We start from the raw sequence: 22,005 nt of genomic DNA on the forward strand, positions 1-22,005 counted from the left end.
GTTATGAAACTTTTTCTAATGGCGGAAAGAATAATTCCTGCCCTGGTTTTAGCTGTCTGAAATCGACAAGATTATTTACTTTAGCTACCTCCAGATAGTATTTGGAATCTCCGTAAATTCTTTCGGTCATTAAGGGTAATGTATCCCCGGCTTGTACTATTCTTTTATGGGTAAGATCAGGAGAAGAAGTTTTTACAGTTCTTGCTGCAAGTTCCTTACTCACTGCTCCTGCAAATGTTGCTTTTCCTACAGCTCTCAGAGGAGTTCCATCATTATTAAATAATTTGTAATCTATTGTAAATTCAGTCAAAACCCCTTTAAATTCAAACTCTCCCCAGATAATTATAACATTGTACGGTTTATGAATCGAGCCATTATAATTTCCGGTAGCTACATAAAATTCAGCTAATTGATCTTCTACTGCTTTTTTACTGAAAGGATTTCTTTTTCCTAAGCCTTCCTTTATTTTATTGATAAGCTTATTACCAGAATTGGCTTCTGTTACGCCTGTACCGTCAAATAAAAATTCCAGTTGTAAGGATTGAGGGGCTGCATTGATGTATTTTGGGTCTGTAGCACTGGTTCCAGGTTCCTGTGTCGTATTATATTCATTTTTACGTGTAAAAGAGAAACCTGTCGGATTAATAAGAGCCACAAAAGCAGTACTACTAATCATTCTTCCATATGTAGAATCTTCGTATGTTCCTATCTTTATTTTTTTTATTTCGCCTCTCATTATCTTTCTTTTTTACGGTGTTCTATCTTTGCTGCCTGTTCTACACTTTCGTTGATGGCGCGCATGAGCTGTGCTTCATCTACCGATGTGGCAGTTGTAGTTACTGCTGCTTTTTCGTCCACATTTATTTTAATGTGAAGCTCTTTTATTTCTATTGGCATTTCGTTTGTTTTTTAATGATCATTAATATTCAAAACACTAATAACCAATGATTTAACATGTTTGTTTAAAAAAATCCAAGCACATGAAGGGTGTGTTCAGTCTCTGTTATAGACCAATCTGTTGTTTTTTATGAAAAAAGATTTGGGTAAAATTTATCTTTAAACTAACACACGTTCAGGTGCTTAGATTTGATTTAGAAATTACAAGCCTAAGCTTGCTAACGATGAGGGTATTGTGAAATATCTATATTTCAGTTCTATTGTTTCAATAGCAAGTTTGCTTTCTTCTGCGTTGAATTCGGATACTTCCCATCTTACAGGGTATGCTCCCACTACATTCCAAACCATTAAGGGGGCTGTAGACTGAATTCCTCCTGAAAGAGTAATGATCAGGTCTCTAGGTTCAAACTGGAAGTTTTCCATCGCATTTCTACACCAGCTTATCAATCCTGAACTTACGATTAACCCACGCTTAAGAACTAAATTAGGATATTTGGGTCTCAAAGGAAGTTGGTGTGTAAACCTGTTTTCGCCTCCCTCGGCATATTCTTCAGTTCCAATTTCTGTTGATAAACCAGATATAGATTGAAATCTGGAGTCAATACCCTCTGTTGTTGAAATCCCGTTAACAATAAAAGAGAAACTGGTTGGAGGATATAAAACTGCCATGATTAGTTATTTTCAATAGTTAATCCTTCGTGTGCAATTTCTAAGGTTTCGATAGCCACCTCATTCCCTTCAGCTTTCAGATCTGTTGATTGTAATTTAAGCGGGAATGCATTTTTCACTTTCCACGTTACTGCAGGAGCTCCTGTTTCATCTAAAAGGGAAATCGTGATAGATCTGCGTTCTACTGTACTTAGCTGAATACTTTGGAACCAATCGAAATATTCGTTATCAGTTTTAAAAGTTCCTCTTTTTAAAGTGATGTTACTGAAAGTTTTCATTCCAGGCATTTTAATCTTACTAAAGTCAGGGCTTGCACCATGTCTGTATTCAATTAAAGCTGCTTCAACATTTAAACCACTTACTTCCTGAAATCCTACTTTTGTTCCTCCCCAATCTACTTCAAAGGCAAACTTTACTAATGGATATGTACTCATAATATTTTTATATTTAATTGTTATTTAATTGTATTTTATGCTTCCTGTAATTTGTGTGAAAAACGTAACACGATAAATTCAGCAGGACGTACTGCAGCCATACCGATTTCGATGTTCATTCTTCCTTCTAAAATATCCTGGGCAGACATTGTTTTGTGCAGACCAACGCTTACATAATACGCTTCTTCAGGCTTGCTTCCTGCTAATGCACCATCTCTCCACTGCTGATCAAGGAAATTCTCGATCATAGCCTGTACACGAACCCATGTATTGGCAGTATTCGGTTCAAAAACGAAACGTTCTGTAGCTTTCTTCACAGACTCTTCTACCATGTTGAAGAATCTACGTACAGGTACATATTTCCACTCATTACTGTTTCCGTCTAGTGTTCTAGCCCCCCAGACTAATGTTCCTTTTCCTGTAAAAGTTCTGATCGCGTTGATTGATTTTCCTGCTACCGCATCTACGTTCAATCCTTCTTGTTCTTCATGAGAAATTTTCGCTACAGGTGCCAGTACATTGCTGATTGCTAAGTTGGCAGGTGCTTTCCATACTCCGGAAGTACTGTCTACTTTAGCATAAATTCCTGCCATTGATGATGATGGAGTCAATACTACTCTTTTAGATGCAATGACTGCCTGAGCCTGATTGTACAATGCTGAACTTTTTGATTTCAACCATGCTAAATTATTTTCATTCTGAGGCATTGTAACGTCTACAAGTGCTCCTGAAGCATTGATTTCTTTATAGCTATCGATTTTAACGTCTTTATCATCAAAGCTATAGCTTAACACTGTTTCTAACTTTGGATAATATGCGGCTCCATATTTTAATCCTGTAGCGTTTACTCCGGCTCTAAAAGCAGCAGCATCTTCAAAAACATCCATAATAACGAATCTGTCTTTCAAGTCTTCTGCCTGATCCAACGCTTTATTGTAAAGTTTATAAGCATCTGCTCCTAGAACTTCAGCATCCGGGAAAACAATAAGCGTTGGTTCGTCTTCTTTTTCTAATGATTTTAATCCGAACCATAAACCGCCGGCAAGTGTTTCTGTTCCTAAGGCAGGAGTTTTATCATAATCTGCCACTGAAACGACATAACATGGTCCTCCACCATTGGCAAAGTACATTTGCATCGCATAATGCATTTTATAAGGACTTAGTTTGGCGTTGTCTACTTTTGCTGTTACCACAGTATCTTCAATCGAAATAGAGATCGCTGTTTTTTCATTTTTTGCTCCTCCAAAAATGGTTTCATATTCCAACATAGAAGAGATTCTTGTCGGTTCATTTCTTGGTCCTTTATCCGTATGTCCGATAAAAGCAGGGATAGCCGTTTCTACTTGTGCTACAGAGGGTGGGAATTTCGCAATTTCTTCTACGTAAACTCCAGGTGTTTTGTAATTCATTTGTTAAAAATTTAAAGTTAATATTAGTTATTTTCAATAGTTAATCCTTCGTGGGCAATTTCCAGTGTTTCAATAGCCACCTCATTACCTTCAGCTTTCAGATCTGTTGATTGTAATTTAAGCGGGAATGCATTTTTCACTTTCCACGTTACTGCAGGAGCTCCTGTTTCATCTAAAAGGGAAATCGTGATAGATCTGCGTTCTACTGTACTTAGCTGAATACTTTGGAACCAGTCGAAATATTCATTATCAGTTTTAAAAGTTCCTCTTTTTAAAGTGATGTTACTGAAAGTTTTCATTCCAGGCATCTTAATCTTACTGAAATCAGGACTTGCGCCATGTCTGTATTCAATTAAAGCTGCTTCAACATTTAAACCGCTGACTTCCTGAAATCCTACTTTTGTTCCGCCCCAATCTACTTCAAAGGCAAACTTTACTAATGGATATGTACTCATAATTTATTTTTAATTTTAATTGTTATTTAATTGATTTTATGCTTCCTGTAATTTGTGTGAAAAATTGAGTACGATAAATTCAGCAGGACGAACTGCAGCCATACCGATTTCGATGTTCATTCTTCCTTCTAAAATATCCTGAGCCGACATTGTTTTGTGCAGACCAACGCTTACGTAATACGCTTCTTCCGGCTTGCTTCCTGCTAAGGCACCGTCTCTCCACTGCTGATCAAGGAAATTCTCGATCATAGCCTGTACACGAGTCCATGTATTGGCAGTATTCGGTTCAAAGACAAAACGTTCTGTAGCTTTCTTCACAGATTCTTCTACCATGTTGAAGAATCTACGTACAGATACATATCTCCATTCGTTGCTGTTTCCGTCTAATGTTCTTGCTCCCCAAACTAATGTTCCTTTTCCTGCAAAAGTTCTGATCGCGTTGATTGATTTTCCTGAGGTAGCATCTACATTAAGCAGATCCTGTTCTTTATTGGAAATTTTTACAGCCGGTACATCTACCAGACTAAGCCCTACATTAGCGGGTGATTTCCATACTCCCGAATTACTGTCTGCTTTGGCGTAAACTCCGGCAATTGCTGATGACGGTGCCAGTACTACTGATGCAGACTCGATTGCTTGTTTAGCCTGATTATACATTTCAGAATTAGCAATCTTCAATGCGGCTAAAGTTGTGATACCAGATGCACCGGTAACTAAAACATCGGCATCTTTGAAATCATAGCTTAAAACAGTCTTCAGTTTTGGATAATAAGCCGCACCATATTTCAGACCTGTAGAAGTTACTTTATCTCTAAAAGCAGCAGCGTCTTGAAGAATATCCATAATGACGAACCTGTCTTTTAATAATTCTGCCTGATCTAAAGCTTTATTGTACAAAGCATAGATTTTGCCGATAGCAACAGAATTACCAGCTCTGGAAGTAACAAGACTGCTGGCAGCAAGAGCATCAGTCTCCATAGTAGAAGCTGTAGTAAAATCTGTTTCAAGAGCAGTAGCAACAGCCTGAGCAGCAGCCTTAACAGTAGCAACCGTAGCATTAGCAACAGCAGCAGCCACCTTAACTGCGGCGACAACAGCCTGACCTCCCTTAGCACCAGCAACCTGTAAGTCGTTAGGATTAGCAACATTAAACTCAGCTGCCTTAGCAACGGCAGCAGCAACAGCAGCATCTACATTAGCGCCTGCAACAGCGTCTGCAACAACACCTGCAATTCCTTTAGCAGCAGAAGCAACATTCTTAGCATATACTGCAGTTGTAACAACAGCAGAAGCAGCAGCAATATCAGCAGCAGAAGGAGCTAAACTTTGAAGATCCGGAAAAACGATCAGAGTAGGTTCGTCTTCTTTTTTTAATAATTCAAGACCGGATAAAAAAGCTTCTGCCGGTGTAGGAGCACCTACAGCCTCTGGACTTTTATAATCTCCTACAGAAACAATATAACAAGGACCACCACCATTGGCAAAATACATCTGCATGGCATAATACATTTTAAAGTCGCTTACCTTGGTTGGAATTGCTGTTGCAACACCATCTTTGAAAGCTACAGCGAAGATTTCCGGATTTGCTTTTCCAAAAATTTCTTCATACTCCAACATCGAAGCAATTCTTGTTGGTTTATTTTTCGGTCCATCCGCTGTATACCCAATAAAAGCAGGGATAGCCGTTTCAACTTGCGCTACGGAAGGGGGAAATTTTCCTTGTTCCTCCACGTAAACTCCAGGGGTTTTGTAATTCATTTTAAAAAATTTTACGTTAATATTAATTATTCCTCGAAGTAAAACTTCGGGTATTTATTCGTGATTGATTTATTGATTTTATCTTTCTAGAACTGTTGCAATTTGTGCGAAAAATTGAGTACAATAAACTCTGCAGGACGCACTAATGCTATTTTAAGGTCTACATTCATTATAGTAGTTCCTTCTACTCCTTTCACGGTTACTTCATAAGCTTCTTTCGGTGTACTTCCTGCCAATGCACCCTCCATCCATTGCTGATTAAGAAAATTTTCCAGCATTGTTTTTGCCCGTAACCATGTGTGAGGAATATTGGGCTCATTCATAAACTTATTGAGGGCATCGTTGACCGATTGTCTGATCATATTATAATAGCGGCGTACATGTACATACTTCCATTCGTTATCTTTCCCTTCATCATTTTTATCTTTTCCTTCAAGGGTTCTGGCTCCCCAGATTAAAGTACCTTTTCCTGTAAAAGTTCTGATCGCATTGATTGATTTCCCTAAAGCATCTATGTTTAAAGTAGCCTGTTCCTGATCTGAAATTTTTTCTGTCGGGGTAATGACATGGCTGATATTGATATTTGCCGGAGCTTTCCACACTCCTCTTGTACTGTCTATTCTGCCGTATGCTCCTGCTATTGCTGATGATGGCGGTAAAACAACTTTTAACGACTGCATTTCTTTTTTCACCTGATTGTATAATGCCGAATTGGATGATTCCAGATTTTTAAGTGTAATCCCGTCTGCATCTCCTTTTTCGTCTTTTACCTCGAGAATTGCCGTTTTTAAATCAGTAAACTCTTCAGTGAAACCAGGTGCATTTTCATCTGAGCCATCAGGGATCATAAAATCATCTATTGTTCCGTCATAAATGGCTTCTAATACAATCTGTGCTTCAGAAATTGCTACGGTTAAAGCATTTTTTTTATCACCCGCATCAGCATTTTCATTCACTTCTTCTGCTATCGCAATAGCCTGACCTAATAAATCGGCAAGGACGTAAGCATCCGCAGACCCGGTTGAGATTTCGGCACTCGCCAAACTTTTTAATTCATCTAAAGCAGCAGTCTCCCCAGCATAAAAAAGAGCACTTCCTTGTCCTGCTTTTTGTAAACCGGCATGTACTATAGGTGTTTTAGTCTCATCAAAAGTATAATTCAAAATGGTTTTTAAGTGAGGAAAGTAAGCTGCAGCATGATTAGTCGGGTTTACTTCACTTCTAAAAGATTCAATCGTGGTAAAATTGTTTGATTGAATAACAGAATTTCCGTAATAGGTATCCAGTATAACAAATCTGTTTTTAGTCTCATCTTTAGCTTTATCAATAGCCTGATTGTAAATACTATAAAATTCAGATTCATTGGTAAGCGAAATAGCATCAGGGAAAATAATAAGAATCGGTTCTTTAATTTTTTTATGATCGATTTTAGCCAGTCCCGTTTCCAATGAGGATAATTGTACTTGTGCTGATGTATAATCCCCTACAGAAATGATATAACACGGTCCACCGCCATTGGCAAAATACATTTGCAGTGAATAATACATTAAAAATTGTACCTGAGGTGCTACAATAGTTGCTCCTTTGCCTTCTACATCCTGTAGCTGGATATTTTCTTCTTTTGCTTTTCCAAAATATTGCTCATATTCTAAAAGAGAACGGATGATGAAGGGCTCATTATACCCAACAGGGAGTAGTTCGGTATACCCGATAAATGCTGGCATAGCCGTTTCTATGTAGGCAACTGAGTATGGAAGTTTCGTAATTTCTTCAACAGAAACACCTGGTGTTGCTGGATTTAACATGTTTAAAAGTTTAAAGGGTTATTAGTTTTTAGTTTTTTAGTTTTTTGCTTTTATGATTAATCAACTTTAATACTCTGTATATTAATATCATTAATTAATTTAACAGGAACTACTTCCTTAGCTGCAATTTTTATCACACTTATTTTATATAAAGCAGAAGGCATTATTTTTCCGCCTAATAAACCCCAGACGTAACTTAGCTGTTCAAAAGGAATGGAATGCAGTTCAATTCTGAAACTGAAATTATTTTCAGGCTCAAGGTCAACATACTCCAGAACATTCTTGGCTTGAAATACTTCAATAACTTTTGAAATACTCAGTAAAGATTTACTGTACGTACTTCTGTTGGCAGCGATCATTACATATAGATTTAAGTAAGCAGGAGTACTTTCCTTATCATATCGGACCGGATTATTTTCCACCACAACCGGCTGATACCTTGATCTGTTTTTCAATGTTGATTCTTCCTCAATATTGAGCAGACTAATTACTACTTTATTACTAAGTCCTTCAGTGTTGTCATCATGTTTTGCAATGTCATCAACAACAGCAATTTCAATTTCGTTAGGAACGTTAGGATCCCACAAACCATCCGGAGCATTTAGCTGATTTTTTAAAACTGTTAATACTTTATTAATCATAATTTCTGTTCTTAATTATTATGGTGCAAACATACAATCACACCTCCTCAAAAGACAAATATTTTGGGCGCTCAATACAGTCTTTGCAGTAAATAGGATTTTAATTCTTATCAAAGAAAACTAAAAACAACACCATTAATACACTGAAGATAAATACGTTAAAAACGATATTAAAAAATCAAATTTTAACCTGAAGATTTTTCGCCTCCCATGATGATCAAATTTTCAGTCTGCCAACTGAGCTTTATTCTGAAAAAAAATCATTGTATTTCAACTTATGATTATTCCTCAATCAAATGGCTGTTTTTAGTGGTCCTAAATTTTTTGAATGGTACATCACCGAATAGGTTGGTTGATTGTCTAAAGCATAAGTTCTCAAAAAAAACATAGGCTTTCCTGATGAAAAAGATAAGCTTTTTTACATCCGGTAATTTCAAGAAAATATAAATCTGCATCCTTAGGATATGATTTTGTCTTTTACTGCAAAGACAGAATAGAGCGGCCTTATAATTCGAAAAATAGGATCTCTTCTTTCTAATTTTGACCCAATAATTTTAAAAACATTAATCATATGAACATTAAAAATCTTTTCAGTAAACGCAATGAAATCATTGGCGGTCATTTTAATGAACTACGTTCAAAATTGGGTGTAGCCGATCAAAACGAAGAAGCTATTTTCTCTTTAAGGGAAGAAATTTGTAATGCATGTCCTTTAAAAAACGGCAACAATTGCAACGCAATGAAATGGCTCAATCCAGAGACTCTGGAAGTGACAGATGGCCCAAAAGATGGATTTGTAAGAGGCTGCGGATGCAGATTGAGTGCCAAGCAGAGATCAAGATTCAGCCTTTGTCCTGCAGGTTTCTGGGGCGGAGAATTTGACAAAAAGTAGAACAGTTTGACGATTCCCAATATTGTATCATTTAAACCTATTTAATGTGAAACAAAATCATATCATTCAGAAAGTTTTTCTTGAAATTACCGTCAACAACAAGGAAAAGGCACTTCGTATAAAAGACGATATTAACAGCTTTTTGTCTATTGATGTTTTCCCGGAAATAGAAAAGCATATCAAGGCTTTAGAATATAAGTTGGCTGGTCATACCCTGCAGATTCCCCGTTTAGCATTAAGTGTGGAAGTAAAAAGCAGCGCATTAAATACGGAGTTAAAGGATCAAATAGCCGAACTCTTTAAAGATGAATTGTCAGAAATTACTAAACCCGTTAAAACTTCCCATCAGGAAACAGAAAGTGATATTAAATCCTATCTGATGGATAATCAGGAAAAAATGCTCAAAACATTGATCTATTTTTTAGAAAAAGGAACTATGCCCTGGTGGAGTTCGGAGAGCAATACGATGTCTATTTTGGAACCAGCCGTTTTTGATCGCCTTATTTCGGCCACTGGCTTTCAGAAAAGGATCATCTCTGCTTTGTCAAAAGAAAATGTCCGAAACCGGCTTATCAATCAGTTTTCCAATGAACAAATTGCACAATTATGCATGGCAGTTTTGAAAAATAAGAAACTGATCATCAACCTGAAGACTGATACAATACATCATTTATCGAAACTGAGTCATACAGATCGAATTGCAATATGGCATTTGGTTTTCAATGTCATATCAGAGTATCTGAATACATCCAATAATCATCCCCGGGAGTATCTTTTACAAGAAATTTCAACAATAGAACAGATTGGTTTATCAATAACAAAAAACAATCATCAGAACAGGAAAACAATAGTTAAGATATTCCCCTTTATTACAGAAAATGAAATTTCTGAAAACATCAGAACGAATGCAGCAGATCAACCTGAAAATGCAGAAACCTCAATAGAACCTATTCAGGAAAAAAATGTAATCATTCAGGAGGATGTAAACCCGAACGAGGGACAATACATTCAAAATGCAGGGCTTATTTTGATCCATCCATTCATCAAACCTCTGTTCGAACATTGTGAACTCATTGATCCCAAAACCCAACAGCTCATTGATCCGGAATTGTGTGCCCATCTACTGCATTATATCGCCACCGGAAAAACAAATGCTCCTGAATATGACATGATTTTTGAAAAATTCCTGTGCAATATTCCAATGCATCAAACCATTAACAGGCATATTAAACTTTCACGCAAGCATAAATCGCAGGCTAAAAATGTCATAGAAAGTGTACAGTACAACTGGGCTCCCATGAAAAAATCATCTGCTGCATTACTACAAAATGAGTTTTTCCAGCGCCCGGGGAAATTAACTATCACTGATTCTGATAATACCCTTATTGTAGAACGAAAGACACAGGATATTCTTCTTGAAAAACTTTCCTGGGGAATTGGCCTCGTAAAACTCCCCTGGCAGAAAAAATTCATATTCGTAAACTGGTAATAACAGGTTACATTTTCTAAATATTCTACAACTTTCAAAATACTCTGAAGTTGCTGATTTTACATCAGCAATACCTCACTGCAACCCTATTAATTCAAAATAAGATTATGAAATCTCCTAATAACCATGAACACTCACCATTAATAAAAACAAATATTAATGAAAAAACAGAAGTAATCAATCCTTTATTTCAAGCCAATCCTGTCAATCATAACTCTTTAAATGAAGAAATGAAATGGTTGCAATCGCTTATTGAAAAACGATGTAAAGAATTATTTCTGGAAGATGAGAAAGAGTTGAATATTGGCTATGAAATACCTGAAACTCCGGAATCAGATGATCAATCTCCTTATTCTATTACAATAAATGCCCACCAGCTTACTGTTCTGGACAGAATCATCTTAGCGCTGGGCATTGCTTCGGCTCATTATCCATCCATCCTGAAAACATTTGTGCAGATAGAAGAAAACAGCAATGCATTTGCCATTGAAGCAGGTGGTGAATATGATAGAATCAGCCGCAGTTTTAAGCCCACTTTTCAAACCGCACTTTTTTTGTTGGCAGGTAAAGATTTATCACTATGGTCACAGTATGGTGCACAACTCGTCAATGGCAGTGTACTATTGAAAAATGATATTATTTACAATCGTTCTTCAACAGAATTTATTCATGGAAAAATTGAATTGGATACCGCTTATCTCAATTATTTCTTATCAGGGCAGAAACCACAGCTGGATCATGGTTCTTACTTTCCCGGCAGGCTTTACAAATCTGATCTCACCATGCAAGATATTATTTTGGAAGATAATGTGAGAGATCAGATAAAACCCATAGGACATTATATCAGTGCATTGGAAAACGGCTTTTTCAAAACCAATGAGCATAGTTTCAAACCAGGCTTCATTGCTTTATTCTACGGTGCACCGGGAACGGGGAAAACGATGCTTGCAGGAATTCTTGCCAACACCTATGGTATTGATATGTATCATGTAGATCTCTCACAGGTTGTGAGCAAATACATTGGTGAAACGGAGAAAAATCTTGAAGTGCTGTTCAACAGACTGCAGGGTAAAAACTGTATGCTGTTTTTTGATGAAGCTGACGCTTTGTTTGGAAAACGTTCTGACGTAAAAGATGCCCATGACCGCTACGCCAACCAGGAGGTCTCCTATCTATTGCAGCGAATAGAAAAATTTGACGGATTAACAATCCTTGCTTCCAATTTTGAAAACAATATGGATGATGCTTTCAAGCGCCGTATAGATGTTTCCGTGAATGTAATACGTCCTACAGAGACTACCAGAAAAGCCCTTTGGGAGCATTATTTGCCTAAAAACATAACTTTTGAAAGTAATGATCTTTTACAATATTTAACCAAAGAATATAACTATACGGGAGCGAATATCCGAAACATTATGAAAAATGCAGCGATGGCATTACATGACCGTAATGAAACCAGCATTACTTACTCATTAATAAGCACTTATTTAATGATAGAAAACGAAAAGGCCTTTGGAAAAAATCAATCCCGTCTCAGCCCATTTGTACAAAAACAAGAATAAAAAACTCATCTAATAACCAATAACATGAGCAGACATAAAAAAACATTTGCACCCAGGGCTGGCAGGTCCGGGAAGCAAAATATCAATAGTAAAGAGGATAAAGATAAGCACGAGCAAATCACTGATCAGGACAGCAAAATATCTCTCGCAAAAGCAGAAACTACCCAAATAACATACGACCCATTTAAAAACAGGGCATTCAATAAAATAGAAAAAAATGTATCTGTTATTCAATTATTTGACAAAGGGCAGCATGTTTCAACCCTTCATAACGCCCTAAATAAATTAGGGCATAAAACCCCTGAAAATAAGAATCTTTTCTGGAACGAAACAAAGACCGGAATCATCAATTTTCAACGTAAGAATAATATCAATACTTCCGGTACTCTTAATAGGGAAACCTTGCTGAAAATGAATGAAGCATTGAATTTCTTAAACAGTCGGAAAGAAGTTGGTCTTCCTGTTTCTGAACGCGCAAAAATGCTGTACGAAGCCTTTGAGCACAGAACACTGGGAATTTTTTCAGGAACTGATGAAGATAAAGTTTTTATGGCTTTAGAAAAACTTTCCTATGAAGAAAGATACGAGCTTATTCAGTATTATGATGTAACATACAAACCTAAACGAAAAGTAGGATTAGTACAGGATTTATATGAAGAATTAGGCAACAAAGACTTATTTAAAGCGATACGGTTATTATATGCAAACTATGAGGAGCCGCAATCACAGCTGGTGCCAGAGCCAGCAAATCCCGAAGGTGAGCTGTTGCAGGAAGTTGTGGTCACAGGTAAAGGATCATGGATTAAGCCTAAAACAAAGTATGCCATAGAAGGACAGCCTATAGAGTTTGATTGTACGTATCAATATGAAACACCTGTTATAACCACCGAAGGAAGTAAAAAACCAGAAGTTGTACGAAAAGTATTGATCCGGAATGGCGGAAGAGTGTACAACCTGTTTGAATACCCTTTTAGAAAGGACACTAAAACATTCAGACAGGATGGAACAGCAATCAGTCAGTTTTCTATTAATACCCATCAATCAGGGAACTTTACATTTGTCTTCATCATAGAAAATACTCTAACAAAAGAATTCAGAGCTCATACCAAAGAATATCAGGTTAAGACCCTTGAAGAGGCGGCAGCTGGTGATTTGAAAAAGAATAAAATTCAAAATTATTCAGATTTCAGACAACAGGCAGCCTTTATTGAGTTCAATCTTTCAAAAGGAGCATTCAAGGAACAGAAAAGCGATCCGAATTTCTATATTGAATCTGCAACCTATAGTGAAAATCCTGCAAGAGTAAGTTCTGCAGATATTAATCATATTCCGCAGTCTTATTATTCAATTAAAGGAAAGCCTATCCCTAAGGATCATCATTATTTTTGGTTTGCAGAGATCAATACCCCTAAAGAAATGTTTGATGGTGCAAGTGCATTACTAGGTGTGGAATATGCTAAAAATGCCAATGTACATGGTTATAAAAGAGGAGAATATTTCGGTAGAGATGGCTGGAATATGAATTCTTCTCAGGCAACAGCTGCTTTTTTAGGGTCACTTACAGGAGTGTATACCATTCATTGTCTTGTATTAGACAAAAATAATAATCATACAGGCCAGGAAGCATCTTACCGACAGGTTATCTTACCCAAGGATGATTATCAGGCTCTAAAAAACATACGGGAATATAAGAAAACCATTGACAAAAGCTTTAATACCATTGCTCCCCAAACAGCATTAGCTATTAATGCCGTAGCCATCAACGAGGAAACTACAGAAACCCTTTCACTCAATGTATTTATAGGAAAAAGCAAAAAGAATCCAAGCAATTATGTATTAACAGATCTTACTCCAGGTGTACAGCATCAGCGTACTTATGAAGGAAATAATTTAAAAGATTTATTTGAAGAATTTGACAGCAAAAATACCTATCCGGATGGTATTCTGGCTTATGAAATTCCATCCAATACATTAGGCTATCCTACTCTGAAAGGGAATTTCACTACTGATGGAGCATCATTTTGGGAATCGCTATCCACCGGAACGGGTTGGGCTTCTTTAGGTTTTGCAGTAGCAGGATTGGTAGCCACATTTACGCCGATGGCACCTATTGCTCCTTACTTATTTATAGCTGCAGGTACCACAGGTGCTACTTCCGGAACCGCCAGCATTATTGATAAAGTACAAAAAGGAACATTAACCAGCGAAACCCTGACTTTAGATGTTATTATGATAGCTTCAAGCTTTTTAGGGATGGCAGGCACATTATCCAGCATCGCTAAGGCATCCTCTGTTATAAAAATATCATCAACAGGGATTCAGTATATCATTTTAACTGATTTTGCCCTTAATGGTACTGCTGCAGTGATGATTACCTCTAAAGGTTTAGAAAGCATACAAGATATTCATGATAATAAAAACCTGACTACAGCGGAAAAAATAGAGGCTATAGTTAAAATTTTAGGCCAGTTGACATTAACTGCAGGATTGGTAATGCTAAGCAGTAAAAACTTAAAAGGAGGAGAATTGGAGAAACTGCCAAAGGTAAAAAGACAAACCTCAAAAAAACCTTACAATCCGGAGCAGCATAGTGAATTTATTGATACGCCTGAGAATTTAACGGGCGGGAAAATTCCTAAAAATACGATCAGTAATAAACCAGCAGTACACGCTCTGGAGAATACTTACAAACAACCCGATTTTAATCAGTTCCTAAAATCAGTTGAAACCGGCTTCCCATCTGATGAAATTGCAAAACAGGCTTATGATTTGTTTAAAAATAAAAACTGGAAACAACTAGAGCAATTGTTTACAGATAAAAATCTCAATGGAAACTGGCCTCCGAACCGTGGGGCAACAGGTACCATAGAGGTTACCTTAAAAGAAGGAAGCATTTTTGACAGATACGGCGGATGGATTGATGAAAATGGAGTTTTCCAGGATAAAGGAACCTTTGCAGGAAAAGATGGTACTCCTTATACAGACAGAGCTTTATCTAAAGGGACAGATAGTAAACCCTATACAAGGTATAAAGTTTTGAAAGACATACCTCTAGTCAGTGAAGGAGAAATCATTCCTTGGTTTGGAGAAAAAGGTGGAGGTATTCAGTATGAACTTCCGGTATCTATCAATGATTTAATAAAAGAAGGATATATAAAACCTATCGCTAAAACATCAAAAAACACTACTTTAGCTGAGTCAAAAGTTATTACAGAAGGTGAAAATACATCAGGAATTAAAGACTTAGGAGAAGAAAATACACCAATCAATAGCAAGGAAGAGGTAGTTCAGGTTGAAAAAGTAAAAACCACAGGATATCCAGAGGACCAATTGACTTCAACGGGAAAAAACAAGCCTCCTCTTACTCCCGAAGAACTGCAAAGATTAATTGATTGGCAGAACTATAGAAATAATTTCTTAAAGAAATGGAGGGATTTGGATTTTTCTCATCATTTACAGGATTTAAAGAGAAAGCTTGAAAAAGCTCGGAACAGTATTAAAAAAAATCTAACACCAGATGATTTAGCTGCTGTAATTAAGGAGAAAAGAGGAGAGCAAATTTTAGATTCAAATGGAATTCCTTATGATCATCTGGCTGAAAATGAACAAGCAATGAACAGTATTATAAATGCTACGAAAGCTTTAAAAAGCCAAATGTCTAAAAATCCATTAAACTATCAAGAATTTGAAGATTTACTAAAAGATTTAAGTAAATTAAAAGAAGAAATAAATAAAACAATAAAAAATTAATTACAAATATCATGAATGTAAAAGAAATGCAGCAATTACTTGAAAATGAATCAGACGGAAACGAATTATATGATTTGTTAATAGATTGCGGAAAAAAATATTCTTGGACACCTCAGGAAAAAAATCAGTTAAAGAATACTATTGTAAAAATATGTGACGATCCCAACGAACAAGCACGCAGTGCATCCATCAGAGTTTTGTGCTTTTATTGGGGAATGGATGAATTTAGAGATAAAGCATGGGAAATGTTTTCTTATGATAAAGATGACGACGTACGATCAGATGCCCTGATAAGTTGGGCAAACACATATCGTAAACAGAATAAAGCATCAGTTATGAAAACACTTTATTCAATTCTCGAAAATAAAAATACTGAAGTTAATATTAGGGAAACTGCTTACCGATGTATATTTTATGTATCTCCTTTACCCCCTGAAAACAGACCAAACCAAATTTCAGATTGGGATCATTTTGATGAAAATGTAGATTGGAAGTTAATAGAAAAATTGATTTCAGAAGCACAATAATTTTAAAATCAAGCTTAAAGAACATATCCTTTAGTAAATTAATATATTAGATCTAAACTAAAAAAATATGATCAGAAAAAACGAAATAACCAGGCAAAAATTATTTGATGGCGATGAACAAGAATGCCTAAAAGAAATCTTTGAAATTGAAAATCAAAAAATTAAATTGATTGATTTTTATAACAGTCCGTTAAGAGATTTAAAAAAAGAAATAGATGATGAAAGCTTTGAAAGCATCGTCAGAGAAAGTCAGTTCAATGTAAAAAATACTTTTATTGAAAAATATGTATCTGAAGAGGGATTAGAAGTTCATTATCTGAAAAAGAATGGTGTGATCTATCTGTTTTCATATGGAGAATTTCAGCCCGGAAGGTATATGCTGTTTTTAGAAGGCATTTATCAGTAAGTAAAAAATACAATCAGAGCAGATCATTTCTGCTCTGATTTTTTATTTAATCAGCAACTATTTATTTTCAGAAGCCGTTTTGATTTATTGGAAAACAGCATCTCTTTTTAAGAGAAGGTCGATACGGATTTTGAAAGCAGCATTATAAGTGTAGCGAATGGAAGATAGAAATAGCTATCAAAATAAAAAAAACTTTATCAAAATGTACGAAATTAAACTAGATTAATTTCTACCTGCTTTATCCACCCTACATTTGCTGAAGAAATAAGAAAACAAATACTTATCAAATAAATTAACCAAACATTAAAAATTCAAAACAATGAGCACATTACAATTAAAAGACGGAACAGAGATTTTTTATAAAGACCAGGGAGAAGGACCTGTATTAATGTTTCATCACGGATGGCCATTATCGTCAGACGATTGGGATGCACAGGTAATTTTCTTCCTTCAGAGAGGCTACAGAGTGATTTCACATGACAGAAGAGGCCACGGTCGTTCCAGCCAGAATATTTACAATCACACCATCGAGCAATATGCATCTGACGCTGCAGAATTGGTTGAATTCCTTGACTTGAAAGATGTCGTTCACATTGGTCACTCTACAGGAGGTGGTGAAGTGATCCGTTACGTTCACAAATATTCTAACGGAAGAGCAAAAAAAGCAGTTTTAATTAGTGCCGTTCCACCGATAATGGTAAAAAGTGAAAACAATCCTGACGGTGTTCCGATGGAAGTTTTTGATGGAATCAGAGAACAGACTTTGAATAACAGAAACCAGTTTTATTTTGATTTGACTTTCCCTTTCTACGGATACAACAGAGAAGGAGCTAATGTAAAAGACGGGATACAGAGAAACTGGTGGAGACAAGGAATGATGGGTGGAATTGTGGCACATTATGACGGAATCAAAGCGTTTTCCGAGACTGACTTTACTGAAGATTTAAAAGCTGTAGAGATTCCTGTTTTGGTTCTTCACGGAGAAGATGACCAAATTGTTCCCATCGAAAACTCTGCCATTAAATCCGCAAAACTATTGAAAAACGGAAAACTGATTACGTATCCGGGTTTCCCTCACGGAATGCCTACTACAGAGCATGAAACCATTAATAAAGATCTTTTGGAATTTATTGAGGCTTAATATATAATATAAAAAAGGGGAATCGAAAATGATTCCCCTTTTTTATACGAGACAAAATAATCTATTGGATAGTCTGGGAGAACTTTACTATACCAATCAGAATATGATTTAGCATTATATAATTATAAAAAAGCAATAAGTCTTGGTGGAACTAAAAAATGATAGAGAAAAAATGGAGAAGGAAACGGGAAGTAAAACAGGTACAAAATGTAATAACATACTCTTTTGAATTGTCTTATTACATACACAATCAATTAAATATTTCTAAATGAAAAAAATACACCTCATCCTACTGCTTTCTTTATCGTTGAATGTTTTCGCGCAAAGTGTGAAGGATAAAATAAAATCATTCGAAGACAATCTGCTCAGCTGGGATACATCGAAAACAAAAAAATGGACGCTCAAAGAAAGAATGGCTTTCTACAATATGAATGCAGTAAGCATTGCGGTCATAAAAGATTATAAGATAGAATGGACAAAAGCTTATGGCTATGCAGACGTTGCTGAAAACCGAAAAACAACCCAGCAAACACTGTTTCAGGCCGCATCTATCAGCAAGTCTATCAACAGTCTCGGTCTTTTAAAATTGGTTGAACAAGGAAAATTAGGCTTGGACAATGACATCAATAATTACTTAAAAACCTGGAAATTTCCATACGATTCGGTTTCAAAAGGTAAAAAAATTTCTCTTGCCAATCTGTTGAGCCATAAAGCGGGTTTATCTGTTCATGGTTTCGGAGGGTATCAAAAAGGGAAAGAATTACCTTCTCTACTACAAATTCTCGATGGACAAAAACCAGCCAATTCTCCTGCGGTGCGGTCTGCGTTTGAGCCCGACCTTAAATTTCAATATTCAGGAGGGGGAACAACCATTTCACAATTAATTCTTGAAAATACTACAGGAGAAAAATATGAAGATTATATGTTGAAAAATGTTTTGACTCCGTTAGGGATGAACGAAAGTTCTTACAATCAACCGCCTTCTTCAGATAAAGAAAAATTACTTGCAACAGCTTATAATAACGGAAAGGAGGTAAAAGGTAAATATCATATTTATCCTGAAAAAGCAGTAGCCGGTTTATGGACAAACCCCAATGATCTGGCAAAATATATCATCGAAACACAATTGTCATTAGCAGGCAAATCGAATAAAGTTTTATCAAAGCAAATGTCTGTAAAGAGAATTGAAAATAATTACGGTGTGTTTCTGAATGATTTCAAAGGCACAAAATATTTCGGACACAGTGGTGGGAATGAAGGTTTTGTGTGTTATTATATTGGAAGTGTTGAAGACGGAAACGGTCTGGTTGTAATGACCAACGGTAATAATTTTAAACTCATCGATGAAATTCTTTTAAGTATTGCCAGTTTGAACCAATGGAAAAATTATCCCATAGAGCCTCAAAAAGAATCCATTGCCTTAACCATCAGAAAGGAATGTTTAAAAAATATTGACAAAGGAATTGCGTTGTACCACGAACTAAAAAAGAAAAATCCCAATGCCTACAACTTCTCCAATGAAAACGAACTCAACGAGCTTGGCTATGAATTTCTAAGAGACAACCAATCAGAGGCAGCTCTTAAGATTTTTAACTTAAATGTCAATGAGTTTCCAACGTCAGGAAATGTGTATGACAGCCGTGGTGAAGCTTATTTTAACAAAAAAGAATATACCTTATCAAAAAGCGATTATCAGAAATCATTGGAACTTGATCCTACCAATCAGAATGCAAAGGAAATGATTTTGAAAATCAACCAACTTTTGACTATCCAAAAATGAATTACACTTTTTACGATGTAATGACAGTAATCTTTGATACAATATCAAAATGACAAACAAAAAATCCCGGATTAACCGGGATTTTCATTTCTTATATTTACATTTATTTGATCTCTACAGGAACTGAGATTTTATCCCAATCCATTGTAAATCCATTATTATTTACTTTATAAACTAAAGCTTCCTGTGTTGCTGGTAAAGCCTTTGTTTTTACATCCACACGTAAAGCATCTTTAGCTTGTTCATATTTATAAGCACCCCATTGTTTTGGCTCTTTGTTAAAAATCGCTGTCCAGATTCCGCTTTGTTTAGGGATTAAGAAAAAGCTGTATTTACCTGCAGGCAGTTTTTTACCCTGAACGGTAATATCTTTATCCGTTTCGAAAGTAGTAGCTTCATTAGCACCTGCACGCCAAACTTTATCATAAGCTTCCAAACCACCCCAGATTGTACGTCCTTTTACAGAAGGACTGCTATAGGCAATTGTAATATTTGCATCTTTCACTTTTCCTGTAGCAGTTGCCGGAGGGCTTGCAGGTTTTTTAGTTTCCTGTGCAAAGGCGTTTACTGAAAGCGTCACTGCTGCAAAAAGTACAGTAGCAGATTTAATCATTGTTTTCATAATATTTTATTTGTTTGTTTTTGTTATTATTTGCTTACGAATTTACTGTTTTCTGCTTATAAAACAGCAATCCGATTGCTGAAAATACAATCACCGCTGCTGCCCCGATTACATTAAGCCAAAGAAAAGAAACAATATCAAACTGATAAACGGTAATCACAGCAATTTCCGATAAAATGGCAGCAATAAATACATTCGGGCCATTGATCTTTTTGTAATAAAATGCAACCAGGAAAATTCCCAATATCGGACCGTAGAAAAGAGAGCCCAATACATTAACCGCTTCAATAAGTGAACCCATCTGCGTAGCAAACATAGCTACACCGATGGAGAAAATACCCCAGGCTAAAGTGTGCAGGCGGCTGTACTTCAATTCGGTTTTTTCATCAGGAAGTTCTTTTTTAAATAGTAAATGAACATCTTTTAATGAGCAGGCAGCAAGGGAATTCAGTGCGGCCGAAATGGAACCCCAGCTGGCCAGAAAAATGACAGCAAACAGTAAACCGATCATTCCTACAGGCAAAGTATTTTTTACGAAATAAAGGAAAATGTAATTCGTATCCGTTTTCTCTGTAGTATAGTTTGAATGATTGATAGCTTCCTCTACCCTGCCGTGAAGTTCTTTTACTTGGGTTTGAGTATTTTTAAAATCCTGAATTGTTTTTTGAAGTTGTGGAGAATGAGTTTCTTTCAGCTTTAGAATTTCTTTCGATTCTGCATTAAATTTTATTTGTAAATCCTGATGCTCTTTTTCAAAAATGGCAGCCTGTTCAGGTTTTGCCTCCTTTAGATGTTGATAAGAACGTTCATTAAAATAAATCGGAGCAGGTTTTAGAGAAAAGAAAGCGAAAAGCAAAGCACCAATCAAAAGAATAGCAAACTGCATCGGAATTTTGACCAATCCGTTCAATAGCAGACCCATTTTTGCATTGGTATTATCTTTGGCGGTAATATACCTCCCGACCTGGCTTTGGTCTGTACCGAAGTAAGAAAGCGCCAGAAAAAAACCACCAATTATTCCACTCCAGATATTGTATTTATCTTTCCAGTCGAATTCTGTTGTGATCACATTAAGCTTCCCTGATTTCCCTGCCAGATAGAGGGCATCATTAAAGCCAATTCCATTTGGCATATTTTGAATAAGTAAATACCCTGCAAAAGCCATTGTTCCAAGAATAATAAGAAACTGTAATTTCTGGGTATGAGCGATCGCTTTTGCTCCTCCAATATAAGTGTAAATCAACAGAATACCGCCTGTTAAAACATTCGTTAAATAAATATTCCAGTTTAAAACGCTTGATAAGATGATACTCGGGGCGTAAATACTAATTCCCGTTGATAAACCTCTGGAAAAAAGAAAAAGTAGTGAAGTGAGTACCCTTGTTTTTTTATCAAAACGGTTCTCTAAATATTCATAAGCAGTATAAACATTTAAGCGCTGAAAAATCGGGATGAAGGTGATACAGATCACAATCATCGCCAAAGGCAAACCAAAATAATACTGAACGAAACGCATACCATCCGTATACGCCTGGCCTGGTGCTGAAAGAAATGTAATGGCACTTGCCTGCGTGGCCATAATCCCTAAAAGGACAATATACCAGGGCATTTTGTTATCTGCTTTCAGGTATGATTCGTTGCTTTTTTGGCCACGGCCGATGAATACGCCGTAAACGACCACCGCCACAAGTGTAACAATAAGAACGGTCCAATCTATATTACTCATGCCCAGAATTTAGTAAACCCATAATAAAATACAATCTGTACT

The 22,005-nt window shown here is 36.2% G+C and carries 19 protein-coding genes; 8 read left to right on the plus strand and 11 right to left on the minus strand.

Annotated elements, in window-relative coordinates; translation table 11 throughout:
* Position 1: 1 nt before the first annotated feature.
* The 9 genes from BUE84_RS14765 to BUE84_RS14800 all read right to left on the minus strand — a co-directional run bounded on the left by BUE84_RS14765 (position 2) and on the right by BUE84_RS14800 (position 8,068).
* Positions 2 to 736 carry a CIS tube protein gene (locus tag BUE84_RS14765; RefSeq protein ID WP_079242306.1) on the minus strand — a complete coding sequence of 245 codons (735 nt, stop codon included), beginning with the start codon at positions 734 to 736 and terminating at the stop codon, positions 2 to 4.
* Positions 736 to 897: a DUF5908 family protein gene (locus BUE84_RS24575; protein WP_167595394.1), complete on the minus strand. Its 162-nt coding sequence runs from the start codon at positions 895 to 897 to the stop codon at positions 736 to 738. Before BUE84_RS24575 ends, BUE84_RS14765 begins: the two co-directional genes overlap by 1 nt.
* Before the next feature lie 201 nt (positions 898 to 1,098).
* Positions 1,099 to 1,566: a phage tail protein gene (locus BUE84_RS14770; RefSeq protein WP_047388278.1), complete on the minus strand. Its 468-nt coding sequence runs from the start codon at positions 1,564 to 1,566 to the stop codon at positions 1,099 to 1,101.
* Positions 1,567 to 1,568: 2 nt separating this feature from the next.
* Positions 1,569 to 2,000 carry a phage tail protein gene (locus BUE84_RS14775; RefSeq protein ID WP_034699490.1) on the minus strand — a complete coding sequence of 144 codons (432 nt, stop codon included), beginning with the start codon at positions 1,998 to 2,000 and terminating at the stop codon, positions 1,569 to 1,571.
* A gap of 35 nt (positions 2,001 to 2,035) precedes the next feature.
* Complete coding sequence (locus BUE84_RS14780) at positions 2,036 to 3,409, minus strand: phage tail sheath family protein (RefSeq protein ID WP_079242307.1); 1,374 nt, start codon at positions 3,407 to 3,409, stop codon at positions 2,036 to 2,038.
* Positions 3,410 to 3,432: 23 nt separating this feature from the next.
* Positions 3,433 to 3,864: a phage tail protein gene (locus BUE84_RS14785; RefSeq protein ID WP_034699490.1), complete on the minus strand. Its 432-nt coding sequence runs from the start codon at positions 3,862 to 3,864 to the stop codon at positions 3,433 to 3,435.
* A 36-nt stretch (positions 3,865 to 3,900) separates the two neighbouring features.
* A complete protein-coding gene (locus BUE84_RS24860) occupies positions 3,901 to 5,622 on the minus strand; it encodes a phage tail sheath family protein (RefSeq protein WP_079242309.1) in 1,722 nt (573 codons plus the stop codon).
* An 86-nt stretch (positions 5,623 to 5,708) separates the two neighbouring features.
* Positions 5,709 to 7,427 (minus strand): phage tail sheath family protein, encoded by a 1,719-nt coding sequence (locus BUE84_RS14795; protein WP_079242311.1) that lies wholly within the window; start codon positions 7,425 to 7,427, stop codon positions 5,709 to 5,711.
* Between the two features lie 56 nt (positions 7,428 to 7,483).
* Complete coding sequence (locus BUE84_RS14800) at positions 7,484 to 8,068, minus strand: DUF4255 domain-containing protein (protein ID WP_079242312.1); 585 nt, start codon at positions 8,066 to 8,068, stop codon at positions 7,484 to 7,486.
* A gap of 571 nt (positions 8,069 to 8,639) precedes the next feature.
* On the opposite strand from BUE84_RS14800, the gene BUE84_RS14805 reads away from it, so the two are divergent.
* The 8 genes from BUE84_RS14805 to BUE84_RS14840 all read left to right on the plus strand — a co-directional run bounded on the left by BUE84_RS14805 (position 8,640) and on the right by BUE84_RS14840 (position 19,615).
* A complete protein-coding gene (locus BUE84_RS14805; RefSeq protein WP_079242314.1) occupies positions 8,640 to 8,960 on the plus strand; it encodes a hypothetical protein in 321 nt (106 codons plus the stop codon).
* 46 nt (positions 8,961 to 9,006) lie between these two features.
* The gene (locus BUE84_RS14810) at positions 9,007 to 10,449 is read left to right on the plus strand and encodes a contractile injection system tape measure protein (protein ID WP_145953262.1); all 1,443 of its coding nucleotides are present in this window, start codon (positions 9,007 to 9,009) and stop codon (positions 10,447 to 10,449) included.
* Between the two features lie 107 nt (positions 10,450 to 10,556).
* On the plus strand, positions 10,557 to 12,011 hold the full coding sequence (locus BUE84_RS14815) for an ATP-binding protein (protein ID WP_079242317.1): 1,455 nt from the start codon (positions 10,557 to 10,559) through the stop codon (positions 12,009 to 12,011).
* Positions 12,012 to 12,035: 24 nt separating this feature from the next.
* On the plus strand, positions 12,036 to 15,761 hold the full coding sequence (locus BUE84_RS14820; RefSeq protein ID WP_079242318.1) for a glycohydrolase toxin TNT-related protein: 3,726 nt from the start codon (positions 12,036 to 12,038) through the stop codon (positions 15,759 to 15,761).
* A gap of 11 nt (positions 15,762 to 15,772) precedes the next feature.
* On the plus strand, positions 15,773 to 16,288 hold the full coding sequence (locus tag BUE84_RS14825; RefSeq protein WP_062671639.1) for a hypothetical protein: 516 nt from the start codon (positions 15,773 to 15,775) through the stop codon (positions 16,286 to 16,288).
* Between the two features lie 67 nt (positions 16,289 to 16,355).
* Positions 16,356 to 16,694, plus strand: a complete 339-nt coding sequence (locus tag BUE84_RS14830; RefSeq protein WP_079242320.1) for a hypothetical protein — start codon at positions 16,356 to 16,358, stop codon at positions 16,692 to 16,694.
* A gap of 319 nt (positions 16,695 to 17,013) precedes the next feature.
* Positions 17,014 to 17,835 carry an alpha/beta fold hydrolase gene (locus tag BUE84_RS14835; RefSeq protein WP_079242321.1) on the plus strand — a complete coding sequence of 274 codons (822 nt, stop codon included), beginning with the start codon at positions 17,014 to 17,016 and terminating at the stop codon, positions 17,833 to 17,835.
* Between the two features lie 268 nt (positions 17,836 to 18,103).
* Positions 18,104 to 19,615, plus strand: coding sequence for a serine hydrolase domain-containing protein (locus BUE84_RS14840; protein WP_079242322.1), 1,512 nt, complete (start codon positions 18,104 to 18,106; stop codon positions 19,613 to 19,615).
* Between the two features lie 103 nt (positions 19,616 to 19,718).
* Here the strand turns inward: BUE84_RS14840 and BUE84_RS14845 are convergent, their stop codons facing one another.
* A complete protein-coding gene (locus tag BUE84_RS14845; protein ID WP_079242323.1) occupies positions 19,719 to 20,237 on the minus strand; it encodes a DUF2911 domain-containing protein in 519 nt (172 codons plus the stop codon).
* Positions 20,238 to 20,271: 34 nt separating this feature from the next.
* Positions 20,272 to 21,963 carry a sodium:solute symporter gene (locus tag BUE84_RS14850; protein ID WP_079242325.1) on the minus strand — a complete coding sequence of 564 codons (1,692 nt, stop codon included), beginning with the start codon at positions 21,961 to 21,963 and terminating at the stop codon, positions 20,272 to 20,274.
* Between the last annotated feature and the right edge of the window lie 42 nt (positions 21,964 to 22,005).

It is taken from the genome of Chryseobacterium indologenes, assembly GCF_002025665.1.
GTDB classification, from domain to species: Bacteria; Bacteroidota; Bacteroidia; order Flavobacteriales; family Weeksellaceae; genus Chryseobacterium; species Chryseobacterium metallicongregator.

Coding starts and splice junctions, on each gene's coding strand:
- BUE84_RS24860 (WP_079242309.1), bottom strand. CDS start 5,622: ATGAATTACAAAACCCCTGGAGTTTACGTGGAGGAACAAGGAAAATTT.
- BUE84_RS14835 (WP_079242321.1), top strand. CDS start 17,014: ATGAGCACATTACAATTAAAAGACGGAACAGAGATTTTTTATAAAGAC.
- BUE84_RS14840 (WP_079242322.1), top strand. CDS start 18,104: ATGAAAAAAATACACCTCATCCTACTGCTTTCTTTATCGTTGAATGTT.
- BUE84_RS14850 (WP_079242325.1), bottom strand. CDS start 21,963: ATGAGTAATATAGATTGGACCGTTCTTATTGTTACACTTGTGGCGGTG.
- BUE84_RS14805 (WP_079242314.1), top strand. CDS start 8,640: ATGAACATTAAAAATCTTTTCAGTAAACGCAATGAAATCATTGGCGGT.
- BUE84_RS14830 (WP_079242320.1), top strand. CDS start 16,356: ATGATCAGAAAAAACGAAATAACCAGGCAAAAATTATTTGATGGCGAT.
- BUE84_RS14820 (WP_079242318.1), top strand. CDS start 12,036: ATGAGCAGACATAAAAAAACATTTGCACCCAGGGCTGGCAGGTCCGGG.
- BUE84_RS14780 (WP_079242307.1), bottom strand. CDS start 3,409: ATGAATTACAAAACACCTGGAGTTTACGTAGAAGAAATTGCGAAATTC.
- BUE84_RS14800 (WP_079242312.1), bottom strand. CDS start 8,068: ATGATTAATAAAGTATTAACAGTTTTAAAAAATCAGCTAAATGCTCCG.
- BUE84_RS14845 (WP_079242323.1), bottom strand. CDS start 20,237: ATGAAAACAATGATTAAATCTGCTACTGTACTTTTTGCAGCAGTGACG.
- BUE84_RS14770 (WP_047388278.1), bottom strand. CDS start 1,566: ATGGCAGTTTTATATCCTCCAACCAGTTTCTCTTTTATTGTTAACGGG.
- BUE84_RS14815 (WP_079242317.1), top strand. CDS start 10,557: ATGAAATCTCCTAATAACCATGAACACTCACCATTAATAAAAACAAAT.
- BUE84_RS14785 (WP_034699490.1), bottom strand. CDS start 3,864: ATGAGTACATATCCATTAGTAAAGTTTGCCTTTGAAGTAGATTGGGGC.
- BUE84_RS14795 (WP_079242311.1), bottom strand. CDS start 7,427: ATGTTAAATCCAGCAACACCAGGTGTTTCTGTTGAAGAAATTACGAAA.
- BUE84_RS14775 (WP_034699490.1), bottom strand. CDS start 2,000: ATGAGTACATATCCATTAGTAAAGTTTGCCTTTGAAGTAGATTGGGGA.
- BUE84_RS24575 (WP_167595394.1), bottom strand. CDS start 897: ATGCCAATAGAAATAAAAGAGCTTCACATTAAAATAAATGTGGACGAA.
- BUE84_RS14825 (WP_062671639.1), top strand. CDS start 15,773: ATGAATGTAAAAGAAATGCAGCAATTACTTGAAAATGAATCAGACGGA.
- BUE84_RS14765 (WP_079242306.1), bottom strand. CDS start 736: ATGAGAGGCGAAATAAAAAAAATAAAGATAGGAACATACGAAGATTCT.